This is a genomic window from Paenibacillus turpanensis (genome assembly GCF_011421635.1).
Taxonomy (GTDB): domain Bacteria; phylum Bacillota; class Bacilli; order Paenibacillales; family YIM-B00363; genus Paenibacillus_AK; species Paenibacillus_AK turpanensis.
Window position 1 is genome coordinate 49,131 of sequence record NZ_WTLI01000017.1, and the last position, 23,601, is coordinate 72,731.

16 protein-coding genes are annotated in these 23,601 nt (G+C 43.4%); 8 read left to right on the forward strand and 8 right to left on the reverse strand.

Annotated features, from left to right (window positions below):
• Positions 1–17: 17 nt before the first annotated feature.
• The 3 genes from dptF to dptH are packed head-to-tail and all read left to right on the forward strand — an operon-like array spanning position 18 to position 8,973.
• Complete coding sequence (dptF, locus tag GQS10_RS16080) at positions 18–2,303, forward strand: DNA phosphorothioation-dependent restriction protein DptF (RefSeq protein WP_166244000.1); 2,286 nt, start codon at positions 18–20, stop codon at positions 2,301–2,303.
• A 3-nt stretch (positions 2,304–2,306) separates the two neighbouring features.
• A complete protein-coding gene (dptG, locus tag GQS10_RS16085; protein ID WP_166244001.1) occupies positions 2,307–3,683 on the forward strand; it encodes a DNA phosphorothioation-dependent restriction protein DptG in 1,377 nt (458 codons plus the stop codon).
• Positions 3,664–8,973: a DNA phosphorothioation-dependent restriction protein DptH gene (gene dptH, locus GQS10_RS23245; RefSeq protein WP_243735211.1), complete on the forward strand. Its 5,310-nt coding sequence runs from the start codon at positions 3,664–3,666 to the stop codon at positions 8,971–8,973. Before dptG ends, dptH begins: the two co-directional genes overlap by 20 nt.
• A gap of 45 nt (positions 8,974–9,018) precedes the next feature.
• Here dptH and GQS10_RS16095 read toward each other — a convergent pair whose 3' ends face one another.
• Genes GQS10_RS16095 through dndB form a run of 8 tightly spaced genes read right to left on the reverse strand, consistent with a single transcriptional unit; the run spans position 9,019 to position 17,633 of the window.
• A complete protein-coding gene (locus GQS10_RS16095; RefSeq protein ID WP_166244003.1) occupies positions 9,019–9,387 on the reverse strand; it encodes a hypothetical protein in 369 nt (122 codons plus the stop codon).
• A 4-nt stretch (positions 9,388–9,391) separates the two neighbouring features.
• Entirely contained in the window at positions 9,392–11,407 is a 2,016-nt protein-coding gene (dndD, locus tag GQS10_RS16100) for a DNA sulfur modification protein DndD (protein WP_166244005.1), read from the reverse strand.
• Positions 11,404–11,601, reverse strand: coding sequence for a DNA modification system-associated small protein (locus tag GQS10_RS23690; RefSeq protein WP_166244007.1), 198 nt, complete (start codon positions 11,599–11,601; stop codon positions 11,404–11,406). The genes dndD (GQS10_RS16100) and GQS10_RS23690 overlap by 4 nt, the downstream gene beginning before the upstream one ends.
• Before the next feature lie 20 nt (positions 11,602–11,621).
• Complete coding sequence (locus GQS10_RS16110; RefSeq protein WP_166244009.1) at positions 11,622–12,752, reverse strand: cysteine desulfurase family protein; 1,131 nt, start codon at positions 12,750–12,752, stop codon at positions 11,622–11,624.
• The gene (gene dndE / locus GQS10_RS16115; RefSeq protein ID WP_166244011.1) at positions 12,749–13,138 is read right to left on the reverse strand and encodes a DNA sulfur modification protein DndE; all 390 of its coding nucleotides are present in this window, start codon (positions 13,136–13,138) and stop codon (positions 12,749–12,751) included. Before dndE ends, GQS10_RS16110 begins: the two co-directional genes overlap by 4 nt.
• Before the next feature lie 17 nt (positions 13,139–13,155).
• Positions 13,156–15,141, reverse strand: a complete 1,986-nt coding sequence (gene dndD, locus GQS10_RS16120) for a DNA sulfur modification protein DndD (protein WP_166244013.1) — start codon at positions 15,139–15,141, stop codon at positions 13,156–13,158.
• Positions 15,138–16,538, reverse strand: coding sequence for a DNA phosphorothioation system sulfurtransferase DndC (gene dndC / locus GQS10_RS16125; RefSeq protein ID WP_166244015.1), 1,401 nt, complete (start codon positions 16,536–16,538; stop codon positions 15,138–15,140). The genes dndD (GQS10_RS16120) and dndC overlap by 4 nt, the downstream gene beginning before the upstream one ends.
• Before the next feature lie 6 nt (positions 16,539–16,544).
• On the reverse strand, positions 16,545–17,633 hold the full coding sequence (dndB, locus tag GQS10_RS16130; RefSeq protein ID WP_166244017.1) for a DNA sulfur modification protein DndB: 1,089 nt from the start codon (positions 17,631–17,633) through the stop codon (positions 16,545–16,547).
• Between the two features lie 487 nt (positions 17,634–18,120).
• Between dndB and GQS10_RS16135 the strand changes: the two genes are divergently transcribed.
• The 5 genes from GQS10_RS16135 (at position 18,121) to GQS10_RS16155 (ending at position 23,575) form a co-directional block, all read left to right on the forward strand.
• A complete protein-coding gene (locus GQS10_RS16135; RefSeq protein WP_166244019.1) occupies positions 18,121–18,297 on the forward strand; it encodes a hypothetical protein in 177 nt (58 codons plus the stop codon).
• Positions 18,298–18,354: 57 nt separating this feature from the next.
• Positions 18,355–18,975 carry a TVP38/TMEM64 family protein gene (locus GQS10_RS16140; protein WP_166244021.1) on the forward strand — a complete coding sequence of 207 codons (621 nt, stop codon included), beginning with the start codon at positions 18,355–18,357 and terminating at the stop codon, positions 18,973–18,975.
• Positions 18,976–19,141: 166 nt separating this feature from the next.
• Entirely contained in the window at positions 19,142–19,681 is a 540-nt protein-coding gene (locus GQS10_RS16145; protein WP_166244023.1) for a hypothetical protein, read from the forward strand.
• Between the two features lie 148 nt (positions 19,682–19,829).
• On the forward strand, positions 19,830–21,530 hold the full coding sequence (locus GQS10_RS16150; RefSeq protein WP_166244025.1) for an S-layer homology domain-containing protein: 1,701 nt from the start codon (positions 19,830–19,832) through the stop codon (positions 21,528–21,530).
• A 23-nt stretch (positions 21,531–21,553) separates the two neighbouring features.
• Positions 21,554–23,575 carry a hypothetical protein gene (locus GQS10_RS16155; RefSeq protein WP_166244027.1) on the forward strand — a complete coding sequence of 674 codons (2,022 nt, stop codon included), beginning with the start codon at positions 21,554–21,556 and terminating at the stop codon, positions 23,573–23,575.
• Positions 23,576–23,601 lie beyond the last annotated feature (26 nt).

Here is a 23,601-nt window from a genome sequence, read left to right on the forward strand (position 1 = left end):
ACGGAGTTGATTTAATAATGACACAACAAAAGTCGATTTTTGTTGAGTTCATAGAACAATGGAATACTGAGGCTGCAGCATTGATCTTTAAGATGGAGAGTTTGATTTATCAGGATCCAGCAAGCGCTATAGTGAAAGCTAGAGTATTTGTTGAAGTAATTCTCCAGGGAGTGTTACAGACTGAAAAAATTGAACCTCAAGGGAACTGGAGCCTACATGAAAAAATTTCATATCTAAGCAAAGGATACATAACCCGTGAAATCGAGAGCTTGCTGCATACAGTTCGAATGGCAGGCAACAAAGCCGCACACACCTTGAACTATGACGATCTTAGCGAGGCAATTAAATTACATAGATCCGTATACCTGATCTTTAAATGGTATTACGAAACGTATTTGTCGTTTCAAGCCTCCGTTCCAGAATACGAATATCCGAGACCACTATCCCAGAATTCTGAGGAACTTCAGAACCTCAAAGTGGAAGTGAAGAAAATTATGGAACTTGTTCGTGCAGAGCAATCCAACAAAAGAAATAGCGCTGTCAGTCCTGAGGAGGCATCCATTGAAGCAGAAGAATCCCTCCTTACCCTTAATCTATCAACGGGGCAAAGTTATTTATTACGGGAGATGAGACGGCTTAGAGATTCTTCGAAAGAAGCGATTGAAAATGCCAACGCATTCAGCAAGTACAAAGACTATTTGCATGTTGAGCGGAAGGTTCAGATTGATGTAGAAGATTGCTTAAGACATAGACAAGCATTACCGAATTCGAATTTGATATTGTTATGCGGAAGCGTAGGTGATGGCAAATCTCATCTTCTGGCTTATCTTAAAGAAAATAAGCCGGAACTCTTGGCGGGTTACGAAATCTTCAATGACGCTACCGAGAGCTTTTCTCCTTCCAAGGATGCAATGGAAACGCTGGATGACATTTTGAGAGACTTTTCCGACGAGCGAATCGCTTCGTCGGATAGAAAAGTAGTATTAGCAATAAATCTAGGGATATTACATAATTTTATCTCTATTAAGAGCCGTGAAGGAGTAACGTATAGTCGCCTTGAACGATTTGTAAACGAATGTGGATTGTTTTCAAGTGATACGGCAAAAGAACGTCAGCGGGATGCATTTTTTGACTTAATCAGCTTCAGCGACTATCACCCATATGAGGTAACGACACATGGAGCGGAGTCGAGTTTCTTTAGCACTATATTAGAAAGAATTTTTTCGCCAAACGATGGGAATCCGTTTTATCTAGCATTCAAGGAAGATTTATCTCGAAACGTTAAGACTATGATGCACGAAAACTATCTGTTTCTCCAAAACAACGTTGTCCAAGGGCAGATTGTAAAATTCGTCACCCAAGCTATCGTTCAGTATAAAGTTGTGATCTCGGCCAGGGCTTTTCTTAACTTTATTGCGGATATAGTGATTCCCGATGATCAGACTCCATATGACTTTATGGGGGATTTTGAGAGAATGGAGCATGCAGTTCCTACCCTCATGTTTAAAAGAAGAGAGCGTTCCTTTATTTTACGAACATTGCACGATTTAGATCCGATTCATAAGCGGAGTTCGCTTACGGATAATGTTATTATAGAACTGAATACTTCAAGCAACTGGTCCAAAATTACGGAGACGCATATATCGAACGAGGTTGCATTGAGATGGCTTAAAGCGTTTCAGCAAACGGAGGAGCATGAGTACTCTCGAGAAATTTTTTCTGCGTACTATGAATTTATTATCCGTCTAGCAGAGTTGACAAACAGGGATTTCTTTGAGAGAACGAGTTCCGATATATATAAGAAGTATTTGAAAATGTTATTTGGGGTGAATGTAGGATCTAGGCCCGAGTTAAAGGTTCTTTACGATGAGATGAAGGAAGCTATTCATCGTTGGAGAGGGACGCCTTTGAAGGATTATGTTTACATTAATAAATCTACCGATGCAATTCGTATTGCACAGAAACTGGCGTTAACTCCCCATATAGCGGATCTTAAGCAAATCTCTAAGGATAAGTTGGATACATTTCGAAATACGATCAAGGTGTCTTATTGTTTCCCTAATCAGCAAATTGTAAGTTTAGAAGTCGATTATCCTTTGTACGAGCTATTGCAAAAAGTTCTGAATGGGTATTGTCCGAATAAGAAGGACGAGGAAGATGCCGTTAATTTCGTTGAATTTATTGAAAAAATCATGAGACTTGGGGAGAAGAACAAGGAAATATTAGTCCATTTTCCTGAAGACTCTCGAATTTACAAACTTTACAAAGGTGATTTTTCCTCTTTTGTTTTCGAAAAGGAGTAGTGAATGATGAACTTGGCCTTAAACCTAGACCAGTTAAAGATAACCTATAAGAGTATTCATCCCCCTTCTAGCCCAGTTAATCCCGTTTTACCTTTTGTTACAAAGACTGTAGTTGAATTAAAGGGTGGATTTGACGAGCTTGTCGGGGAATACGTAAGACAGATTTGCGGAAATACCACTCAAGCCCAGCAAAAACAAAAAGATGAGTTGGAATTTGAAGATCCACTCATTTTACAGTTAACTAGTCAAATTGAATTTAATACGGAAGTCCAAGAAGACCTTGAACGTTTTCTGCGTCACTTCCTATTTGGAACAAATCGCAGTATGAATGTTTTCCATCCATATATTTACAATTATTTGCCCGCCCCGGAAAAGGATAGCCTACGTAAGTGCGCGGCATTTATTTCGGATGTACTTGTCGAGGGAGATCAGGCAGTAGCGGAAATCTTTAGGGATAAGCAAGCGGACGATCTTTTGACGGAGCTTATTCTTGAGAATCTAAAAGTGGTATCTGCAAGCCGAAAAGACAAAGGAAAACATCAAGGTCTACTTCCGTTCCTCTCCTCTCTCTACCGTGAAGATTTGCTTTACATGAACAAACATAGGGACTACTTTTTATCGCATTTTTCTTTACTGACCCATTTTTATGCGTTTAATTATATCTGCCAACTGTTATTTAAATTTGAACGTTTTATAGAAGCTGATTACAGTCAAGCGACTCCTCTGTATTTTGCCTTGGAGTGGGAAACGTTAAGCAAAAGACGCAAAGCTACCGAAGGATTGGGGTATCGCGCGATTAAAGAGAAGCTCCCGCATTTGTTCGTACATGTGCATACGATGACCCAACTCAGCATGCTGTCGGATACGGAGGACCAACCATTTATAACGTATGTGGAATTGGACAAACGGTTGGAATTGGATCAAGACAGAGCAAACTTTGTTGACAGCTTGAACCAATGGATTTTAGAATACGCTAAAAAATTCCCTTTAAATGGGGAGGATGAGAGCTTCCGTACGTATAACGAGCTCGGTGAGGCGATGGAGGGTCTCTTTAAGCGAGTACAGAAAGGCGTCAACCAAGAAGCAGCCGTGAAATATGGGAGGAATCTCTCGGGATTCGGGGGAAAGACCTTTATTAAAAGCAGGAGCAGCCTAGGTCAAGTTTTTAATATGACGCAGGAGATGCTGCTTCTCCTGACGGCGGTTTGCGTTAAGGATACTCGCATGCCATTAAATAAGTTGTTCGTCGAATTTGCCAAGCGGGGCGTAGATTTTGATCGACTTTCCAAGAAAGCCATCATTGAGCTATTCGATGCATTAAATATTTTGGACAAAAAAAGCGATAGTGGAGATGCACAATATGTTAAACCCATTCTTTAAAAAAATCTCAAATATGCTCCATCAGTTCTTTCAAAAAGAATTAGTATCTCCCGGAGAACGCTATTATCTTCAATTAGATCATGAAGGCGATGTTGAAGGGATGGCGGAAGCCCTTCAGACACATGCCGACAGTATTGCATTTACGTATCAACATGAGTACGGTGAATCCTATACTACTTTCGCGCTCCCGGTTAACGGTATAAATCTTGTGGTAGCGTTCACTTCTAACAACGTAAAACCAGATTTCTTGGTAACCTTGCGCAATCAGGTAGGGGAGCAAAAGGGAGTTTGGGAGAACAGTGCGTTATTAAGCATCGTATCTTCCCAGTTGGATTCGATTCAAGGGGGCAGTAGTGATTTATCCAAGGAAGGGATGCCACTACACGCACAATCGGTTGTAACTCACTTGAAACAAGAAATCGAAAAAAGCGCATTAAGCAAGGTAGAGCAACTAATTCTGTTAGACCGTATGGATCTTACACTACAGGAGCAGGTGTTTCAACAAATCACGATTTTTGATTTCGAAGAAATATTTCGTATCTTAGAGGTAGGTAGCATCCAAGATCAAGACTATAAGATGTTAGGTTTATTCAAAGATGACCAATTAGATACTTTAAAAGGTAATAAGCTGAAAGAACGAATTGAAGCGAACCGTGAATTGTTCGATTACGTAAAGAACATCCATGATTTCGGGTTGGATTTCGAGGAACTGGACAAAAAATTTACCGGTAAGGTGAGGGATCAGCTCGAAAAAGAAACATGGTCAGAAATCTCGTTTTCAGATGTCTACAATTCTAATCAAATTCAGGTAATCTCAAAGAAGGCGGAGTTAAATCTTAAAGAAATTAAGTATCACGATCACGCGCTGCTCTGGAATAGACCTGTGAAAGAAACGAAAGCAGGCGAAAGAAAAAGACATTTGCTGATTTTTAATCCGGAAGGAGCTCGGTCCGTTCAATTTTCAGTGACGTTTCAATTTGAAGGGGAAATAAAGAGTCTACATGAAAAGTTTTTTCATACGTCCAACAGCCAGGTGACGGCAAAGGTTGGAAGGACTACGATTCAAGTTGAAATTCTAGGAACGGAACAATGCGTCTTCACAAAAGTAGATTATAGACATGACAATAAAGCTACGCTCGGTGCGGAGTTGCACATTGCTGTAGTTCCGACCCACCCGTCGCTTTTGGAAAACTATCGTGCGGCATATGCCGTAGACGTGAAGAGCGGATTCATATCGCTTCAATTTGAAGGCGATCGGTTGAACTTCGGCCAAGGAACTGATGAGACGATTGTAGTCGTAAATGAAGATGGTCAAACCGTTTTAATTCCAACAGAAGGTAAATTGACCGTGCAGCCACAACCGGAGGCTTTCACTGACGAAGAAACCCTCCAGTTACAGTTACAACAATCTAATGGAGTCATCGTCCCTATAAAACTGATCAATGAACTTCCAGAGTCGATCCCGATTACAGGGGCACGGATTTGGAAGTTAAAACGTGAACACCAAAGGAGCTTTGAGTGGAAGAACAATCGGCTTATTCTTGGGAATCGTGAATACTATATGCACGGTGAAAATAAGCAGTTCTTTGAATGGGAGAATAAATGGGTTGAGGAAGGATATAGAACGGCGACCTATGTTTCTGGAAATTTAGTTCGAGGCCATATTGAACTCGATGAAGAGCTTCGTGAAGCATATAGTAGGTTCATCAACCAGTTTAGTGTCATTCGTAACATACCTAGTCTAACCCATTACTCGGACGAATTGGTTTCTAGAGCTAAAGAATACCTACAAGTATTCATCAATGTAGTTGATTCGTTCACGGAAAATAAGGAGGCAGGGAAACGAGGTAGAGATTTATTTAAGTTAGGCATTATTAAAGCGCATAATACCATATACCTCACTCCCTTTCACCCGCTTGTAGTGGCTTATCAGCTGCAGTTAAACGATTTTCTCGGAAACGAAGAAGTTGATAGCAATATTATGAATCGCTTGAGGCCGGATGCGCTTTTGCCTTTCCTTTACGATACTGATGAAGAAGAGCGCTTATATAAACCTGAACCACAGACCAAGTTGATGGAGTGGTTGGTGTATAAACCGGTAAGTCAAGTGTCAGTTGCGGATGCCAATAAATATTTAGCTAAAGTTATTGAGGATAAGTTGCATCAATTCGAAGAACATTTTGGTTACTTATTCGCGGGCGGTTCTAGAGCGCCGTTAAACATCAATTTAATTCATATTGAGAATGACGCGGAGGTGCTCCGTGGAATCATTCTGTGGATGCTTCATGTCATTGAACGCAAGGGGCTAGATGGGCTTTTTACAGTTGAATTGACGTTGTATAGAGAGAGCAAAACACCAAGCGCTTTCGATGAATTTTCCCGAATTAATACAACTGAAGAGTTGCAGGAGAAATTTGCAATCTCGCTTTCGTCAAAACAGTTCGACGCACTAGACCTTCTTAGAGTCATCCGCACGAAGCTAACTTATTACAAGCAAGTAGAAACAAATAATTATAAATATGCGCATATCTCTTTCTACAAGATGCACGCTCAAGAAAAAGATGCATTACAGCCGATGAATGAGATGATGGCCGGAGTCGCTTTAGAAGGCCTTTACTCATACGTTCCGGCTATGAAGTCGGCAGAAAATTACCGGACTGGCTTTGGTATTAAAGGGTATGGGATTGACCCAAATAATCTCTTAATGAGTGCTTCCTTCTATTTGAATGAATTGGTAGCAAACTTGAAGAATGGCGGCAATAACGTTTACCATAAGGCAGAGGCCATTTGTTCCAGGACGACGACTGCAGATGAAAAGACCCTTGAAGCCATATTTAATTCATCTTATTGGGTAACATTTATCGATTCGAATATTGATCTGGAATTTTTTTATAGTTTTAAGAATCTTGTTGTCATCCATTACAGCGATCAATATTCGACCACATCAAAGTATGATGCAATTACGGTAACGGATAAATCGGCCCAGTACTACTCCGTTATTAAGGAAGTGCTCAATAAAAAGCAGGTGGAAGTAAACCAGCAGGGGATTCTAAACACCGTTAAAGCGTTTAATACGTTTAACGGGGAATGGTTGCTTCGAATTACTGGCAGTAAGGGACATTTCACTAGAGAAAAACTTAGCATCATTTCCGCAATCAAGCTGTCACTGGCTTATTTCGATCACCCCAATATCCTCTGGGTACCGATTTCGCTAGAGGAGATCTTAAGGGTCGCAGGAGCTGTAAGCTTGAATAAATCGGAGGGCGTATTTACCGCCAAAAATTTAGGCGTAAGTGGAGCGCATAGCGACGATTTGCTTTTGGTAGGGATGGAAAACCGACAAGGCAAGCTGAAAATGCATTTTTATCCGGTTGAAGTTAAGATTGGTATCAATAATAGCACGGTGATTGGGAAGGCAAAGGATCAAGTGCAGAAAACAAAGAATATCATTATTGATGCTCTTACAAGTCTAAACCAGCCGTTTACAAGCATGTTTTACCGATATTTCTTCGCTCAGTTATTCATTACGAATGCACAAAAGCTGGATCAAAGTGAATTTTGGCTGGAGAAAGGATATCGTTTAAAAATCGAACAAATTGAAAAACTGCTAAAAGATGATTTTGAAATTTCTCATAATGTAAACTCCCTGATTGGTTCTGGAGCTGTTCTTTCGTTTGAGAAAGCTGCTTACGTTAGAAGCTCTTATATAGAGGATGACGTAACTTATTTGAAAGTACCTGAAGAAGATGGATATAACATCTTGACGAAATCCATGGAAAGCACGAGAACATGGATCCAGTACCAGAAGAACGATTTTATTAAGGAGCGTATGCTATCTTCGCTATATAGTGCTCGGCAGGATGATACTGAGGAAGTCTTTGAAGGTGATGGTATTTCAAAAACAGTTAATAGCGCGAAAGGGGATTTACTGGACGGGAACACGAAGGGTGAGGAACAACCTGAGTCGCCCCAAATCGTCTTGGTAACCCCAGAACCTTATGGTGAAGTTAATAACGGGCAACGCGTTGACGAACATGAGGAGGTACCTAAAACGACCAATGGGGGGGGCTCGACCACAACGGATGAGCAATCCGGGAAAGAAAGTGATTCTCCAACGAGCGAAGAGCCTTTGGAGGGAAACATACCAGCGCTCGTAGAAAAAATGGGACTAGAAAAGGTAAGACTGCTCATCGGTAAGGCTGAAAATAGCGATCGTCAAATCTTTTGGGAGTATGGGCATACTGATTTGGCGAATAGGCATTTGCTCATCTCAGGAAAATCTGGTCAAGGCAAGACATACTTAATTCAATGCTTATTAATAGAACTTTCAAAGAAGGGGATTTCCAGTCTGATCGTTGACTACACGGAAGGCTTTTTGCCAAACCAGTTGGAAGCGGATTTTGTTGAGCATCTCGGATCAAAGCTTACGCAGCGTGTTGTGTTTAACGAGAAATTTCCTATAAATCCATTTCGGAAGAACATTCGTAATATTGGTGGGATTACGCTCCCAGAAGGAAATACGGATGTTGCGGAACGGGTAAAAAGCATATTTTCGTCAGTGTATAACTCTCTTGGCATCCAACAATTAAACGCGATTTATGATGCAATTCTGAGAGGGCTAGAACAGCAAGGGGATCAGTTCTCGCTCCATCATTTAAGACAAGAACTTGAGAACGATGGATCCTCCTACGCGAAAACTGCATTGTCCCAAATCAGACCGTTTATTGATCGAGACCCGTTTGCTGATGACGCTCCAATCAACTGGGGCGATATTATAGACGGCAATGGCGAGATATATATTATTCAACTCACAGGTTACCAGAGAGATGTTCAGTTGGTATTAACCGAATTTGTGCTCTGGGACTTATGGAATTACTCCTTAAGAAACGGTCACAAAACGAAGCCGATTTCGCTTGTATTGGATGAGGCACAAAATTTGGATCACAGCGAAAATTCGCCTTCAACAAAAATTTTAACCGAGGGAAGGAAATTTGGATGGTCAGGTTGGTTTGCGACACAGTTCTTAAAGGCTCAACTGGGTAATGATGAATTAGCTAGGTTACAGAACTCCAGTCAAAAGCTGTACTTTGCGCAACCTGAACAAGAAACGCCATATGTTGCCGGGAACTTGTCGAGTGATCAGTCAGATAAAAAGAAGATGGAACAAAAATTATCCAATCTGAAAAAGGGGCAGTGCATCTTCAACGGGCCGATCCTGAAGGAAGATGGGACACTATCCTCGCCGCTTGTAACGGTGGTTAATATTACTCCGATTAGAGAGCGGTTATAGTCAAAAAAGTGCCTCGAAGGAGGCACTTTTTTGTTGCAAGGATGACTACTGCAGCATCTTGATGCGAAAATCTTCAAGGGAGGTTTGTTCTTCCGTTACTTTCTGAAGTGCACGAAGACCAGCTTCAATATACGCTAAGACATAGTCACTCACTGTCTCTTCATCTAAGCTTTTCTGCTGCTCTTGGATAATAAGATGTTTAAATAACAAGTATTCCCGATCTTTTATGAGACCATCAGGAATTGTCCATTTTGGCTTGTCGTCTTTCGGTGGTTCAAGTTCGTAACGGCCAAGAGCGATACCTTTGGCTAAGGCTATTTTTAAAGCGACGGGGCGTTCCACTTCTGCTCTGACACATAAGGAATCTAATAATTCTTTACCGGTCCCTGACAAATTACGTTTACGGTTCGACATCGACTCACACCTTTACAAAGTTGAAGTAACCATCGCGGATGACTGTGTATTTTTTCTTCTGGTCGTAATCCAACATGTATTGTTTATAGGAATGCTGTTTCATCAGCGAGACATATTCTTCGGTGACTTCCGTATCGGTGGACAGAATTATCACTTGTTCACTCAGATTTTTGTAATAATGGTGAATCAGGTGATTCCGATGCTGGCTGTCTAACCGTCCGAGCGGCGTATCGATTATCATTGGAAGGGAAAGGTCGGATGCTTTTGTAAGCGCCCATATTAACGATGAAGCGATCATTTGCATTTCGCCTGCCGAGCGATCCTGGATACTTATTTCTTGTTGACGTTCATTATACAATCGAATTGTGTAAGTAGTAACGTCAAATTCGATGCGACCGAACTCATCTTGTTTTCGGAGAAGGGTCGTGAGCATTTTGGCGAATTCTTCTCTTATAAATTCGGTTTTTAGTTGTGTCATTTCTTGAATATATTGCTGCATGCCATTTTCGAGCTTGGTAATGTTATGTAGGCGTTGAGTCAACTTTTCACTGTCGCCCACATTGGTAGAGGTCCTGGACAGTTTTCCTAACTCCTGAGTTTTTTCTTCCTTTAGGTTTTTCAATTTAACATTTGCAGTCCTTAATTTAACATCTAGAACGCCTAACTTCTTTGTAAGTAAGTCGATTTGCTCATTCTCTCCGGCAACGTCGATGGATTCTGGTGCGTTACGCAGCTCTACTTCGGTTGCGGCGAGTTCTTGCTGACAGGCTTCAATCACGTTAATGAAATGTATGACAGTTTGACGATTAGCCTTCTGGAGCGAAACTAGATAATTATAGTCGTTGGGAGTAAGATCGTGTAAATCAGTTGGTTGCTCCCGCGGCTGCTCATTAATGTTATTTTCTCTCTTCCACAACTGTTCGCCCGCCTCCCTGAGTTGAAGTAGTTGCTCATTCGAAAGCGGAGGCGTAATCGGTTCCTGAATAAGTTGGTTGAAGAAGGTATAATATGGTGTCATTTTGGCATCAAGAATAAGCCGCCGCTGACGCTGGTCATATTCTTGCCTTAATGTGTTTTGTAACAGTTGAATCTTCTCGCTAAGAATAATTTCAATGGCTTTCCTCTGAATCATGTCGTTCAAACTAGCTATAGAAGACTGCAATTTTTGTGTAAGTTGCCCTTGTTTGTTGACGATAGTTTCTCGGGAACGGGAATTGCTGAGTAAGATGTCGTTTCGTTTCTTTTTCGCATCCTCTAATAGTGATAAGATTTGCTTCCATTCTTTAGCTAACGAATCGCGTTTCTGCTCTTGTGCAGCAATATCGGATTCGAGTTCCGCTACTTTCCTAGCATGACCTGAGACAACTGCTTGATTTTTGGCCTTGGCCAGTTCTCGGGCTACCGAGTTCTTGAGACCTTGTAAGTCCTTAATTAGGGATTTGTAAGCATCAATTCCGCTGATCTTATGAATAGCCTCCTTCATCTCTTGGCTGTTCTGACGAAGTATTATTTCCTTAATTTCTTCACCATCGAAGATAAAGAATGGAGCTGCATGATAAGGAATAATTCGATCGATATAACGATAGTACGCTGCGATATTTTCAACGTTTGCTTTTTTTCCACCCATCATTCCGGGCTTCCGAACCGTTAATTCTCGGTTTTCTTGGACAAGTACCTTGTTGTGATTAAATGTCCATTTAACAACCAAATCCCATTCCTCTCCAGCGTCTAATTCCAACGTTAAGCGGATCCAGCACTCTCTTCCCCCTTCCTCGAAGAAAGTGTTGTTTAATACGTTTGAAAATTGACGCTTATGTTCTTCCTTAGTCATACCTCGTTCGCCAAACAAAGCGTAATGGATTGCTTTGAGGATGGTCGTTTTACCGGCTCCATTCAAACCGCCGACGAGAATGATATTTTGTTTGCCTTCCTCTCGTATATCTTTTGGAATATAGAAGTTTAGGTCTTGTTGACCGTAATAGGTTTTGTAGTTCTTAAGCGAAAGTTTCTTAATGATCATTGAGAGTCACCCTTGCCCTTGCCATAGTAATCAATAAGGTCGCTGTAGTCTTTTAATCTGGCAGATTCAGCGGTATTCTCATAAGAGAACTTAGTTGCGGATTTTAATAATTCCGCAACCAGTTTCATGGGGAGGTCATGTTCTCTACAGACCTTGGAAAGTAGTTGAATTTCTTTTTCCTTCATATTTCGCATGTTGTATTGCCCTTTCTAAATTATCCACGAAGAATCGCGATGAATTGATCAATTTCTTCGATGGTATTGAACTTTGAGAGAGATATTCGAATTGATGAACGTACTTCGTCAAGACTGCATCCGATGCTTTGCAATACATGCGACGGTTTACTGCTGCTGCATGCAGAACCGCTCGAGAGTGCTACATAAGGAGAAAGTTTCTTAATTAGCAACTCGTTATGAATACCCTTAAAGCGTATATTAATGATACCCGGGAGCTTTTCTCCTGAGGGAGAATTAAACGAGACAATACTTGAGAAATGCTCTTTGATCTTGTGAGTTGCGTAAGATTCAAGTGCAAGAATCTGTCGCTGAGTGGACTCTAAGTCACGCTTTGCAATTTCCGCTGCTTTACCGAAACCTACAATTCCGGGGACGTTTAGGGTTCCGCTGCGTAAATTGAACTCTTGCCCTCCCCCATGAATCAACGGAGTCAATGGCGGGCGTATGCCCAATTCGTCTTTACGTAAAACCGCTGCCCCAATCCCTTTGGGGCCATGAATCTTATGTGAGGACAATGACAAGTATTGAACCGGTAGGTCCTTAAGATGGATCGGGACTTTTCCGACGACTTGGGTTGCATCTGTATGAAAAGGAATATTGCGCTGTTTGCAAAGATTCCCTAATGGAATAATGTCGTTTAGTGTCGCGATCTCGTTGTTGCCCCACATAAGGCTCACGAGGAACGTGTCTTTAGCGTTCCGGTCAAGCGTGGCGCTTAGCAACTCTGGTGGCACAACACCTTTGTTATCCACTTTAAGCAGGTCAACTTGAAGGCCTTTCGTTGTCAAATATGATGCAACCTCCAAGACCGAGGAGTGTTCCATGGAGCTTGTAATGAAGCGTTTCCCAGTACCCCAGTGGGTGTCAGCGACACCTTTGATGATCATGTTGTTGCTTTCCGTCGAGCCGCTTGTAAAAATAACCTCTTCCGGTTCGCACCCTAATAAATCGGCTACGCTACTCCGTGCGACTTGAACGGCTTCTTTTGCTTCTTCAGCGGCAGTGTAATACTTACTGGATGGGTTACCATAATGATGTAGGAAAGGAAGCATTGCTTCCTTAACTTCCGGGTCCAGTGGAGTCGTAGCGGCGTTATCGAAATAAATCATGCTGTACCGATCTCCGTTTTCCCTAGGAGGTTAAAGATGAGTTTCTCGTAGTTACCTGCGTACAGATACTCGTTCTCCAAGAGTTTTACACCGCGTTCAAGGTGTGCAAGGAACAAATTCGGAAAATATTCCTCATCGCTTACCTCGCGACCTTCGTATTGGGTGATGAGTGCTTTGAATACATAATCATAAGTGCCGGTAAGCGTATTACGATTAAACTCTAGACCGCCCTGATCCTTTACTTCCGTAATATTAATTTTATTTGATTCACGAAGCGAAAGCGATACCGATATTCTGCAAAGAATATTCGGAGTTAGACCGGTTGAATTTTGTAAAGTTTTTAGTCGATCGGCGGTTGCTTTAGACGTGCGTAGACGAAACTGCATAAGAATCGATACCTTCTTTAGCGCGAGAATTGGAAATACTGGTCGTGGACATGTACAGTAGAGTCTGACGTGCTGTAGTCCAGTAAGTAGTTCTTTGCTACGATCGGAAGTATGAGCTGATAATGTTCTTCATCAACTTCGGAATCCGTAGAAAGAATGATTACCTGTTCACCACACTTCGGAATGAAGTGTTGAATAATACTCTTTTTGTGCGTCTGATCTAATCGTCCCAGTAATGTATCGAAAACAAAAGGAAGTCTGCGGTTCGAGCTTTTCGCCATTGCCCACATAGTGGAAAGAAGAAGAATCTGTTTTTCCCCAGCCGATAAGCTATCTTTAAGGATTTCTTCGTTAAGAGAGTCGTACAATCGTAACTGGAAAGTTTCCGGATGAATCCATACACGGACGACAAACAATTCTTTACGAAACAGTTGGCGGAGCATTTTAACAGCTTCCATTTCTACTTCTTGAAGTTTCTTGGTCAACTGTATTTTTCGGAATTGTTTACTCACATCAACAACTCGGGATGAAATTGCAAATATATTCTCGTTTTTCTTGTTTCGAATCTGCTTCTCCTTAGCAGCGGCGAGTTTCTGAGCGACTTCCGTAATTTCCCTTTCAAGGTCCAACTGGATGATTTTTTTCTGAGCAAGGTTATGGTCAATCATCGTAATGGAACTTTGAGCGGTGGAAATATTTTGAAGAAGTTCGTGCAATTCGCTTGTCTCATCATTATCCGACAGTTTTTTCCGGATTTTTTGGCTCCGCTTGATCAGCTCCGTGTTTCGCTTAAAGTTTTCCTTTAACGATTTAGCGTCGAAATCCATAAGCTGAACAAGCATCGATTGGATCTCGGTTCGTTGTTCAAAAGACGCCCTATGAATCGGAGCGGGAAGTTGGTCAGAAAGAAACGAAACCAGTTCATCACGAAGTTGGGTAACGGCATTAGAGTCATTTAGCGAGATACTCCCTTTTTCCTGCAACTGGTTAATGATGTACTGAAATCCGTCGGGCTTAAAGAGTTCATCAACATTTTCCACAAGTTCATTTTTTATTTCGTTTTGCATTTGCTTCTGGATTTCAAGTAATTGGCTGTTTACGAGAGCAAAAGGGAGCAGCGAAGAGAGGGTTTCCCTCGTCGACTCCATCATGGTTTTGCGGTTAAGCTCCAACTCGTTAAGTTCACGTAGCAATGCTTCTCGTTGTTCCTTTAATAAACCGCCATATGTTTCGTAATTTTTAATTAACTCTTTGTGTAAGGCCTGGTTGTTCTCCAGTTCCTGCTCTAACTGGTGAATTTCACTTAAATACTTGTCTTTACGGGTTTGCAGAGATTCATGACGGGATGAAAGGTCCACTATCTCTTGCTGGTCTGTGGTCAACGTATTTTGGATGTTTTCCTGCTTTAGGTAAGACTGCAGATCAAGCTCCAGATTTTCAAAGAGGTCTAAATTAAACATGACCTTTGCGCTTTCCCTGAGGTAATCCGATAACACCTCGTCGGAGATTACTTGACTAATTTTTTCCCCATCGAAAAGACAAAGATCCATCAGTTGTGGGGGTGTATTTTCTCGTAGCTTGTTCTGAAAGTATTCGCGCTCTAAGTTCGAAAGTTCTACGCGGTTTCGGAGTACGGTGAAATCTTCCTTAAGGCTGGACTTAGTCGGGGACCAGCTTCGCAACAGCGTATAGTAGTTTTTCTGAAAATCTTCAATAATCTCTAGGTCCAAAATGATTTGAAATCGTTGTTCCTGATGTTTCTTGGCTATTTTATTCAGTTTACTGTGGATCTTATCGAAGTAGGGGACAGATTCGGATTTGTAACCATATGCGAGCGGACCGAATAGAGCGAGCTTAACGCTCTCAAGGATCGTCGTTTTACCCGCTCCGTTTTTCCCCCCGAATAGAACCACGTTTTGTTGGTTTGAATCCGTGCGTAGATCGAAATCGTAACTCCCATGATATGCGCCTATGTTAGTTAACCGAAGTCTAATGAATTTCATTGTTTGTAACCATCCACTTTTCCAAAATGAACTTTGTCCTGATTTAACACTCGATTAAAGTCTTGTAATAACCCGCGTCTCACCTTAAAGCCCAAATAGTTTTTTTCTATGCCGACCAGTTTCTTTAAGAGATCAAAATCTACGTCATGTTGATTGCATAGCAACTCCAAATCCGTAATCTGATCTTGCTCAAACATTGGGCGGTCATCATCATATTCCCAATCTAAGTCCTCACTGAATACCTTCCGATAAATGGTTGGAAGCGAGTCATCCCAATCTCCGTCTTCAAGCCAGTATTTTCGAATCATCCGAAGTTCGTCTTCTTGAATGAGCTTATAATCAGGATCATAGGGATTTTGTGTGTTCTTTTGGGTAACGAGTAATTCCTCTAAGATCATCTTCCTTGCTTCTAGAGTAAATGGCCCCAAACCTAGTTCCCGTTCCTCGCCTTCACCGATGAAATAAACGGATCCATTCATGCGGTGCTTTTCACGGTAGTCACGTTCATCCCTAATATTGGAGAGCCAGTTGCGGAATCCAAGCAAAGGTTTCATCCAGGCTTCTCCGCTTTCAATAAACCCGATTAAAGCCTTGTCTTCTTTAACGACAGTACAAGTCCAACAGCCGAACCGACTGTTGCCGCACGAACCGGCACTTTCTTTGATGTCCTTATCGACGATTAGAGGGCACTCTCCGCCAGATGAGTTTTGGTAAAGTGCGTGAAGTTCATTGTTATCCGTACCCCAGGGGGTCAAGCCTTGATTGCTTAGGAGGTAATTCCACACGTCGTCTAAGGAAAAATCTCGAATTGGAGCGTAAACGTAAGCATTTGTAAGCGTAGAGTGCCGCATAAGTGTTTTGCCGCTGATGGTATGGGATTCCATAACCTGGGCCCGTGTAGCACTCTCCGAGTCACGAACACCAAGTACCATGATAACTTCGCCAAATTGCGATACTTTATCCAAAATGAACTTGTTGGCAGGATCGATTTTCATTCGGTCCGTACACCAACGAAATTTTTGCCTTGGGGATGGATAGCCTTTCCCAATAAGGGATGACCAAAAGGTCTTGTCCGCCGTTGGTTTTACTTTGTGCGTTTCAATAGGGATTCCTGTCTCTAACGCTAGGTTTTGAATCTGAAGTAACGTTTTATTGATTGAAGAGATGATTAACGGAGTCTCCACAAGTGTATCCGAAGAAATGATAAATACTTTCTTATGGAGTTGCTCAGGTTTTAAACCACGAAGTGCTTCAAAAACGAGTTGGACAACGACAGTAGAGTCTTTTCCTCCGCTATATCCTACTACCCAAGGGCGCTCGTCAGCTAAGAACACGTCCTGAATATCTTTGATTTTATTTTCAATCATGCGGGAAGAACCTAACAATCCGTTTAACATATAAGATCACCCGTTTCTCATCTTTTCTTCAAGCAAGCGTTCATGCTCAGTCAAGGGCAAGCCAATGCTGATTTTTATCTTGTTTGCGGTAAGTTGTATGGTTTCGTTGTTTTTATTAATTCTGCCAGTAGTTCCGTAGGCTCTCCCGAGCCATACTTTGTTACTTCGATTCCAATCCACCTTTGAAAGGCGGTGCATGTATTCTCTCCAGTCCGTAGGTTGGTAAGTAAAAAGGTAGTTTCCTACGATGCCGATTGCTTCAAGAAAGACCCCATGCGTATTAATATAATTAGAGCGCAACTCGGCCGGAGAAAGCTCTTTCTTCATAACGAGCTGCCATTCTAGCATGGATTCGCATAATTCATTCCAGAAGTCTTCTAAAAACTGTTCCTCCGCTTCGGATACGAACTCTCCACGATTCTTTTTCAATAATCGGCTATTGGTTTGGAATAAATTACTCAAGGCAAACAGCTTTGGCGATAGCTTTGACAAAGACTGTTTCTCCCTATCAGTATAACGTTCTAAGAGAGGGACTTTAGACAGAATGCTCTTTGTAATATTTGCGAGTTGGTCGCGATGCTCGTAAAGGATACCTAAAGATGATGTTGTGTTGACGGCATGACGATTTAAGTCTGCAAAGAGCTGCTGGCTTTTTACTAGACCAGTGTCTTTGAAAAACACGACTGAAATAGTCTCGGTCCCCAACTCTGGTGAGATTTTTAGTGCTTCTTCAATCGCGGCCCTGCGGTGTTGTCCATCATTAATTAAGAATCTAGCTTCAAGCGAAATGGATAGCCTACCAATGTCTTTTACATGAGATTCATCCGAAAAGGGGTTAAACTCCATCTCGCCGTCAACTGAAGCCGTAAGGGAAGAAAACGCGTAATCTTTCGGGTTATTTAGTATGTAGTTGCAGATTTCTGGTACCCGTGATTTGTTAAGTGAGCGTTGTGCACGGTGCTCAGGCGGAATCTCTTCTTCATCAAACAAGAAGATCCTGGGAATTAGCTTAAGAGGACACATCGCAACGTAATATTCGTTCCCCGCTTGGATTCCCCGAATTGCGGGGAAATTGTAACTAAAGGTTTGTTCCATAACGACCCCCGATTACGTACGTAATATGTGGTTATTATATCATCTATTAATGCCGTAAGTATACCCTCAAAGGGAAGATTCTGATATAACGTTGAGGTTATATACCGCCTCGCGCTTTTCAGAAGATTGTTTGAAGAAATTACGCGTGCCTAGCGAAATGGGAACTTGCTGCGTTGACGGGATATAAGTATTTAGTTCAATCCCACACTTACGTGCGTCAGCCTTTAAAGACGAAGGGGAAACAAAAAGGTTCTCTGTCTAGGAACTAACCCCGCGCTTTAAGACGGGATTAAAACATCCTAAGCTATCTAAACAGCAAGTCATCAGAAATCAACCTTTGGTTGATACATATTGGCTGCACTATAATTGTGTTACATCAGTGAGCCGAAATAAGCAAGAACCCGATTGATCCAAAATCATTCGGGTTCTTTTGTGTTATAATTAAGTGAAAATGCCGATACTTCTAGCTATCGGGAAGGTGATACTCATGAATAAGATAAAAGATCTTCAAAAGCTTATTAAGCTTACTGGCGATCGCGCTAAGCTAGATGCTAAGGCGAACGAAACATATATTGTGTACAAGATTGAAGATGGCCAGATCAATAAGGAATATAATAATGGTCAGATTGTCCTAGTAACTCGACAGGACTCCCCTCATGCATGAATTGTCTCCGATTATGTGCATTTTGCCGAAAATAATGAAACCCAGGACTGTGTTAAGATGAAGAAAAAACTAGGCTTGGCAATATTTTATCTAGCAATCGGATGCTTGCTTTATCTTTACGGAGAAGCCATTTTAGGTTGGTTCCGAGATGCCGATAACGTTATCCTAGTCATTGTCATGGCGACGGTTATGGCGTTATTTCCCGTGATCCCTTACCCGATCGTCGGAGGAGTGATCGGAGCGGCATATGGACCTGCGCTGGGCGGGATCATGACATGGACAGGTTCGACAATCGCTTCGATCCTCATGTTTTTATTTGTTCGTTACGGGTATCAGGATTGGGGAAAGAAGGTACTGCATAAGTATAAGAATATCGAACGAACAACGGTGCTTTTTGAAAAAAATGCTTTTTTGTTCATCTTGTTTGCCCGGATGATTCCATTCATTCCGTCGATCATTGTGAATGTCTACGCTGCGTTGAGCCGCGTATCATTCGGTATGTATGCCATCCCTTCTTCGTTGGGGAAGATTCCCGCGATGCTGTTATTCGCCCTTGTAGGCGACAGCTTGTTAACCGAACCGAGGAATGTGGTCATAACGATTGCAGTATACGGTTTCTTTCTAGCATTGACGCTCTATATTTATCAGCAGTGGAGGAAGAAACACGAACAAGGTTGAAAAGTCATATGATGATGCCGTGTTAGCTTTGGTGAGCTGAGACGTTCGATTGAGCCTTTCCCACATGATTTTGGGATAAGGTTCTTTTTTTGTTATTATATCTCTATGTTAATATGTAACTATTCTATAAAAAGAAGTGATCGCTATGGTGTTTTCAGATGAACAATTGCAGCAGATCATCCAAGGTGAACTTGTTGGAGATTTCTTTCCTTACTTCGGAGGGACCAATAAACAAGTCATTTTCTACTTAAAAGAGTTAGTAGGAAGATTGGAAAGATCAAGGTTACTTACATTCGAAGCAGATTTCCGATCATATGGCAGTGGGTATGCTTCCTATGTAGATGTTTTTTGTTACAAGAAGGATGGGAGTTCTACTAAAAATGTAAACGGGACACTTTGGATAGACGGTATTTCCATATATTTATGCAAGCACGCCCCTGTTGCGATATTTGGCCCTAATGAAAAGACGAAAGGTAGCGGACATGGGAGCTATGGTATTCTGAGCGCATCTGATGTAGGTGAAATTCCATCAGGAAGCTGGGATGTAGAATTGAAATTTATTAAGGAGAAGCTGGCAGAATACAAAATTGAGTTTTTGACGAAGAGGGTCATTAAGAAACAGTTGCCCTTCGAAACTAAAATTAGAACTGTATTAAACGAGGATGGGTATAAAGTATTCGATGCGTTATTCTACTGGGAAGATTAATACGTTGGAAGCGAATTGGTAGAAACAGCAAAGAGGGGCGGAAACGCCTCTTTTTTTATACAAACATTTTGGAGTGAAGCCCCTCCATACAGGAAAAATCTATTCCTCATAGAATTACTTAGAAAAATAGAATGATGGAGTGAGTTTCATGCGATTGGCGAAAGTGAAAAAACATCTGCTCATCAGTGCCTCCTGCGCAGCTTTGTTTCTTGGCGTGCAGACCGGAACCGTTCAAGCGGCAGATTTTCAAGATTTGAAGGGGCATTGGGCGCAGCAGCTTGTTGACCGCTGGACAGAGCAGGGGGCGGCAAAGGGCTATGAAGACGCTTCTTTTCGGCCGGACGCCCCGATCAGTCGAGCGGAGTTTGTGGCGTTAACCAATCGTATGTTAGGTTTTACGGCAACACAGCCGATTGATTTCGTTGATATAAGCAAAAGCGATTGGTTTTACGAGGAGCTTCAGAAAGCGGTCGAAGCGGGATATATCCAGGGTTATGAGGATGCGACCATACGTCCCACTCAACAAATTTCTCGCGCCGAGGCAGCGGTTATTGCAGCTCGACTTATGCAGCTGTCCCCTGTGGAAAGCTCAAACGTAAATACGGCGTTTAGTGATGAGGAGATGCTGGGCTGGAGCAAAGGCTGGGTTAAGGCGGTAGTGGATCAGGGCATTATGTCCGGTTATACCGAGGATCGCGCCTTCCGGCCGCAGCAGCCGATCACCCGTGCGGAGGCGCTTGTCACCTTGGATCGGGTCGCGCAGCAGGTTTTAGATGGAGTCCCATCATTGGAAAACGTTACTTATACACAATCCGGCGTTTATGGTCCGAAGGGGAACGAACCCCAAACCATTCGCGGAAATGTAGTCGTGTCGGCGGGTCAGGTTACGCTGCAGAATATGATCATTGAAGGGGATTTAACGATTACCAAGGCCGTTGGTGAAGAGGACGTCCGGTTAAAGCATGTCACTGTGGCAGGAACGACCCGGATTCAAGGGGGCGGCGAGAACAGCATCCATATCACAGACTCGGAGCTGGGTGACATGGAGGTATCCAAGCCAAACGGCAGCGTCCGTATTGTGTCGGAAGGCTCGTCCAGCATCCAAAATGCGACGTTGGCCACCCCAGCGAAGCTGGAGGAGTTGAACGGATCGCAAGGTGAAGGCTTCCAAACGGTGAGCGTGGAGGTGCCATCCGCTAATTCTACCGCATCCGTGCTGGCGGGGGACTTCACGAGTGTAAATATCGTTACGCCGAAAGCGCAGGTGGAGTTCACCAAGGGGAATGTGGAGGAAATGAAGGTCGACGGCCGTGCAGTAGAGGCGTCCATTCATGTCGCCAGCGGAGCGCGGATCAAGCTGTTGACGCTTGACGCCAAGACTACGGTGACCGGTACAGGTCCAGTGGACAAGGTTGTGGCGACTAAGAACGCGGACGGGTCCGTCATCCAGCAGCAGGTTGTGGTGGAGCTGCCTTCCGGTGTGCAGATCCGCACGGGCGTTGCTTCGGGTTATGCATCCTCAGGCTCAGGCACCCGTTCAGACTCGGGCTCGGACGATTCCGATGATTCTGACGATGGTTCAAGTGAGGCATTACGTGAATTGGCGGCGAAAAAATACATTGTCCCCGATGTTTTTACCATTTATGAATTTACGGGTAAGGTCTCGGGTGCTGTGGAGGAAGTCACGATTACGGCCGGCTTCAAAAAGAAGCGTCTGACTGTCGAAAATGGCGTTTTTAAATGGCAGTTTGCTGAAAAGGTTGATTTCTCGTCAGCCGTTATTACTGCGTATCACGCCGATGGCAGCGTCTTGCAATCAACGGAATTAACCATCGTCAGAGCGAAATGAACCGGGATAAAGGAGCCAGTTTGATGAAAAAAAGAAATGCATGGATCAAGGTATTATTGGCAGCAAGTATGGCCTCGACTGTATTGCCTGCAGCAGCCCTTGCTGCACCTCGGGGCGGCATATATGTTGGCGGGGATGTAGATAAATTTTATAGTATAGACGCATTTCTTTCCGATCACAATTTTAATCAAGCTTTAGATGAAATGCTTGCCGCTCCCGAGTCTGCCCTATATGTGGATTCAGACGGATATGCTGCCCATATTCACGACTTATTGACGGCTGAAACGGTTAACGATGTGCTGAACTTTGCGGATGAAGCAGATTTCGACGCGATCGGTGCTTGGGACGGATTCCAATCGATTTCGGTAGATGGCGAGGAGGGGGAGAGGTATACTCCTGCTGCTGACTTGGAGCCAGCCGCGGGACCGACGGAAGTTTTGCTTGCTGAAGGCTCGGTAGGGAAGGCTGTCCATGAGGCGATCCTCAACTTGATCCAAGGGAAACGGTATCTCGTTACGGTAGACAGCCGCACCTATGGAGTAAAGTCGAACGGGATGTTTGGGGCAGAGGGATCGGCTCCCGAGCCATTGGCTGAGACGGCTATTCGCGGATTGACCAACGGAACGTTGTACATGGTGAAGGAAGACCCTTCCGCCGTGGTGCCTTCCGGGGAGCATTCCGGCTTGTCGTCCGTCGTTCCCGGTGTGCAGGGAAGCCGTGAGGTCACCTTAGCGTTGACTGTGAAAAATAAGTATGGGGAAGTCCTTACCGGCCTGAAAGCCGAGCAATTCCAAATTCGGATTAATGGAGCGGAACCGGTTTCGTTTGCTAATGAGCAATTCGGTCCGTTTGCAGAAGTAGGCAGTGGACAATATTCCGTTAAGCTGAAGGGGACAGCGGATTCGGCTGTGTACGAGCTGACGAATCTTACTGCGGCCGATGTCCTCATTCATGAAAACGAAACCGTCACGATGCCCGCTGCAGATCCCGTTCCTGCAGATGCATCGTCGGCAGTAACCGGCGTCACCTATGGAGCATCCGGCTCCAAACAGGTCGTGATTCAGTTGACCGTAAAAAATTCCAATAACGCTGCGGTAACAGGTTTACAAGGCAGCGATATCTGGGTACAAGTCAATGAGGCGGAGCCGACAAGCTTAACGGGTGGAGGGTTCAGTTCTTTCGCCCAGCTTGGGGAGGGCATGTATAGCGTAACCTTTACCGGTGATGCGGATAACGCTTTATACGAGATGACCAACTGGACCGCAAAGGGAGTCCGATTCCATGACTCGGTAACGGTCAAGCTGCCGGGACCTGCTGCACAAGTGCCGGCGCCTGTTAACTCGCGTATTCTTGAAGTTGTACAGGGTGACAGGGGAAGTAAGCAGGTGAAGGTGACGATGGAAGTGCGTGATGAGAAGGGGGCTATCATTACGGGGCTTACGGCATCGGATTTTACCGTCCAAGTGGAGCACGCGGCGCCTGTCAGCCTGAACGAAGGAGCCTTCAGCGGATTTGCGGAAATTGAACCGGGCTATTACTCGGTTACATTCACCGGGTCTGAACACGCAGCAGCTTATACGCTGTCGAATTTATCGGTTAAACATGTAGTGATCTCCGAGACTCAATCGGTGATGACCCCTTCGGCAGAAAGAGAGCTCTTTTCAGATGCGGTCTGGCAGGATGGTTATGTCTTTGCGGCAGGGTCAACCGTCACGATCCAGCCCTCATTGCTCCTACATGCCACACCGGATGAATCCGTGGTTACGGTCGATTTAGGCGGAGTCTTCAGCGCCGAGAGATTGGTCGATACGTACGACATTGTACCGTTAAATGGGGGAGAGCACGGAGCAATTCCTCTTCATGAAAGCCATATCACGAATAGCGGCCAGCAGGTGCAGCTGGTTTTGCCGAGTGCGGAAGAGAGCGTTATTACGTTCGTGTTCAACGATAAAGTTGTACCGATAACTCCCGGAACGTATACCTTCACCTTTACGGTGAATGGGGCATCCATTGAGGTGCCGGTAACCGTTGTAGGGGTCCAGTAGTCGGATAGAACGAAAGACAAGCAAGG

What these genes read in the sequence shown, in the direction of transcription:
- dptF (WP_166244000.1), top strand. Translation starts at nt 18, where the DNA reads ATGACACAACAAAAGTCGATTTTTGTTGAGTTCATAGAACAATGGAAT.
- dptG (WP_166244001.1), top strand. Translation starts at nt 2,307, where the DNA reads ATGATGAACTTGGCCTTAAACCTAGACCAGTTAAAGATAACCTATAAG.
- dptH (WP_243735211.1), top strand. Translation starts at nt 3,664, where the DNA reads ATGTTAAACCCATTCTTTAAAAAAATCTCAAATATGCTCCATCAGTTC.
- GQS10_RS16095 (WP_166244003.1), bottom strand. Translation starts at nt 9,387, where the DNA reads ATGTCGAACCGTAAACGTAATTTGTCAGGGACCGGTAAAGAATTATTA.
- dndD (WP_166244005.1), bottom strand. Translation starts at nt 11,407, where the DNA reads ATGATCATTAAGAAACTTTCGCTTAAGAACTACAAAACCTATTACGGT.
- GQS10_RS23690 (WP_166244007.1), bottom strand. Translation starts at nt 11,601, where the DNA reads ATGCGAAATATGAAGGAAAAAGAAATTCAACTACTTTCCAAGGTCTGT.
- GQS10_RS16110 (WP_166244009.1), bottom strand. Translation starts at nt 12,752, where the DNA reads ATGATTTATTTCGATAACGCCGCTACGACTCCACTGGACCCGGAAGTT.
- dndE (WP_166244011.1), bottom strand. Translation starts at nt 13,138, where the DNA reads ATGCAGTTTCGTCTACGCACGTCTAAAGCAACCGCCGATCGACTAAAA.
- dndD (WP_166244013.1), bottom strand. Translation starts at nt 15,141, where the DNA reads ATGAAATTCATTAGACTTCGGTTAACTAACATAGGCGCATATCATGGG.
- dndC (WP_166244015.1), bottom strand. Translation starts at nt 16,538, where the DNA reads ATGTTAAACGGATTGTTAGGTTCTTCCCGCATGATTGAAAATAAAATC.
- dndB (WP_166244017.1), bottom strand. Translation starts at nt 17,633, where the DNA reads ATGGAACAAACCTTTAGTTACAATTTCCCCGCAATTCGGGGAATCCAA.
- GQS10_RS16135 (WP_166244019.1), top strand. Translation starts at nt 18,121, where the DNA reads ATGAATAAGATAAAAGATCTTCAAAAGCTTATTAAGCTTACTGGCGAT.
- GQS10_RS16140 (WP_166244021.1), top strand. Translation starts at nt 18,355, where the DNA reads ATGAAGAAAAAACTAGGCTTGGCAATATTTTATCTAGCAATCGGATGC.
- GQS10_RS16150 (WP_166244025.1), top strand. Translation starts at nt 19,830, where the DNA reads ATGCGATTGGCGAAAGTGAAAAAACATCTGCTCATCAGTGCCTCCTGC.
- GQS10_RS16155 (WP_166244027.1), top strand. Translation starts at nt 21,554, where the DNA reads ATGAAAAAAAGAAATGCATGGATCAAGGTATTATTGGCAGCAAGTATG.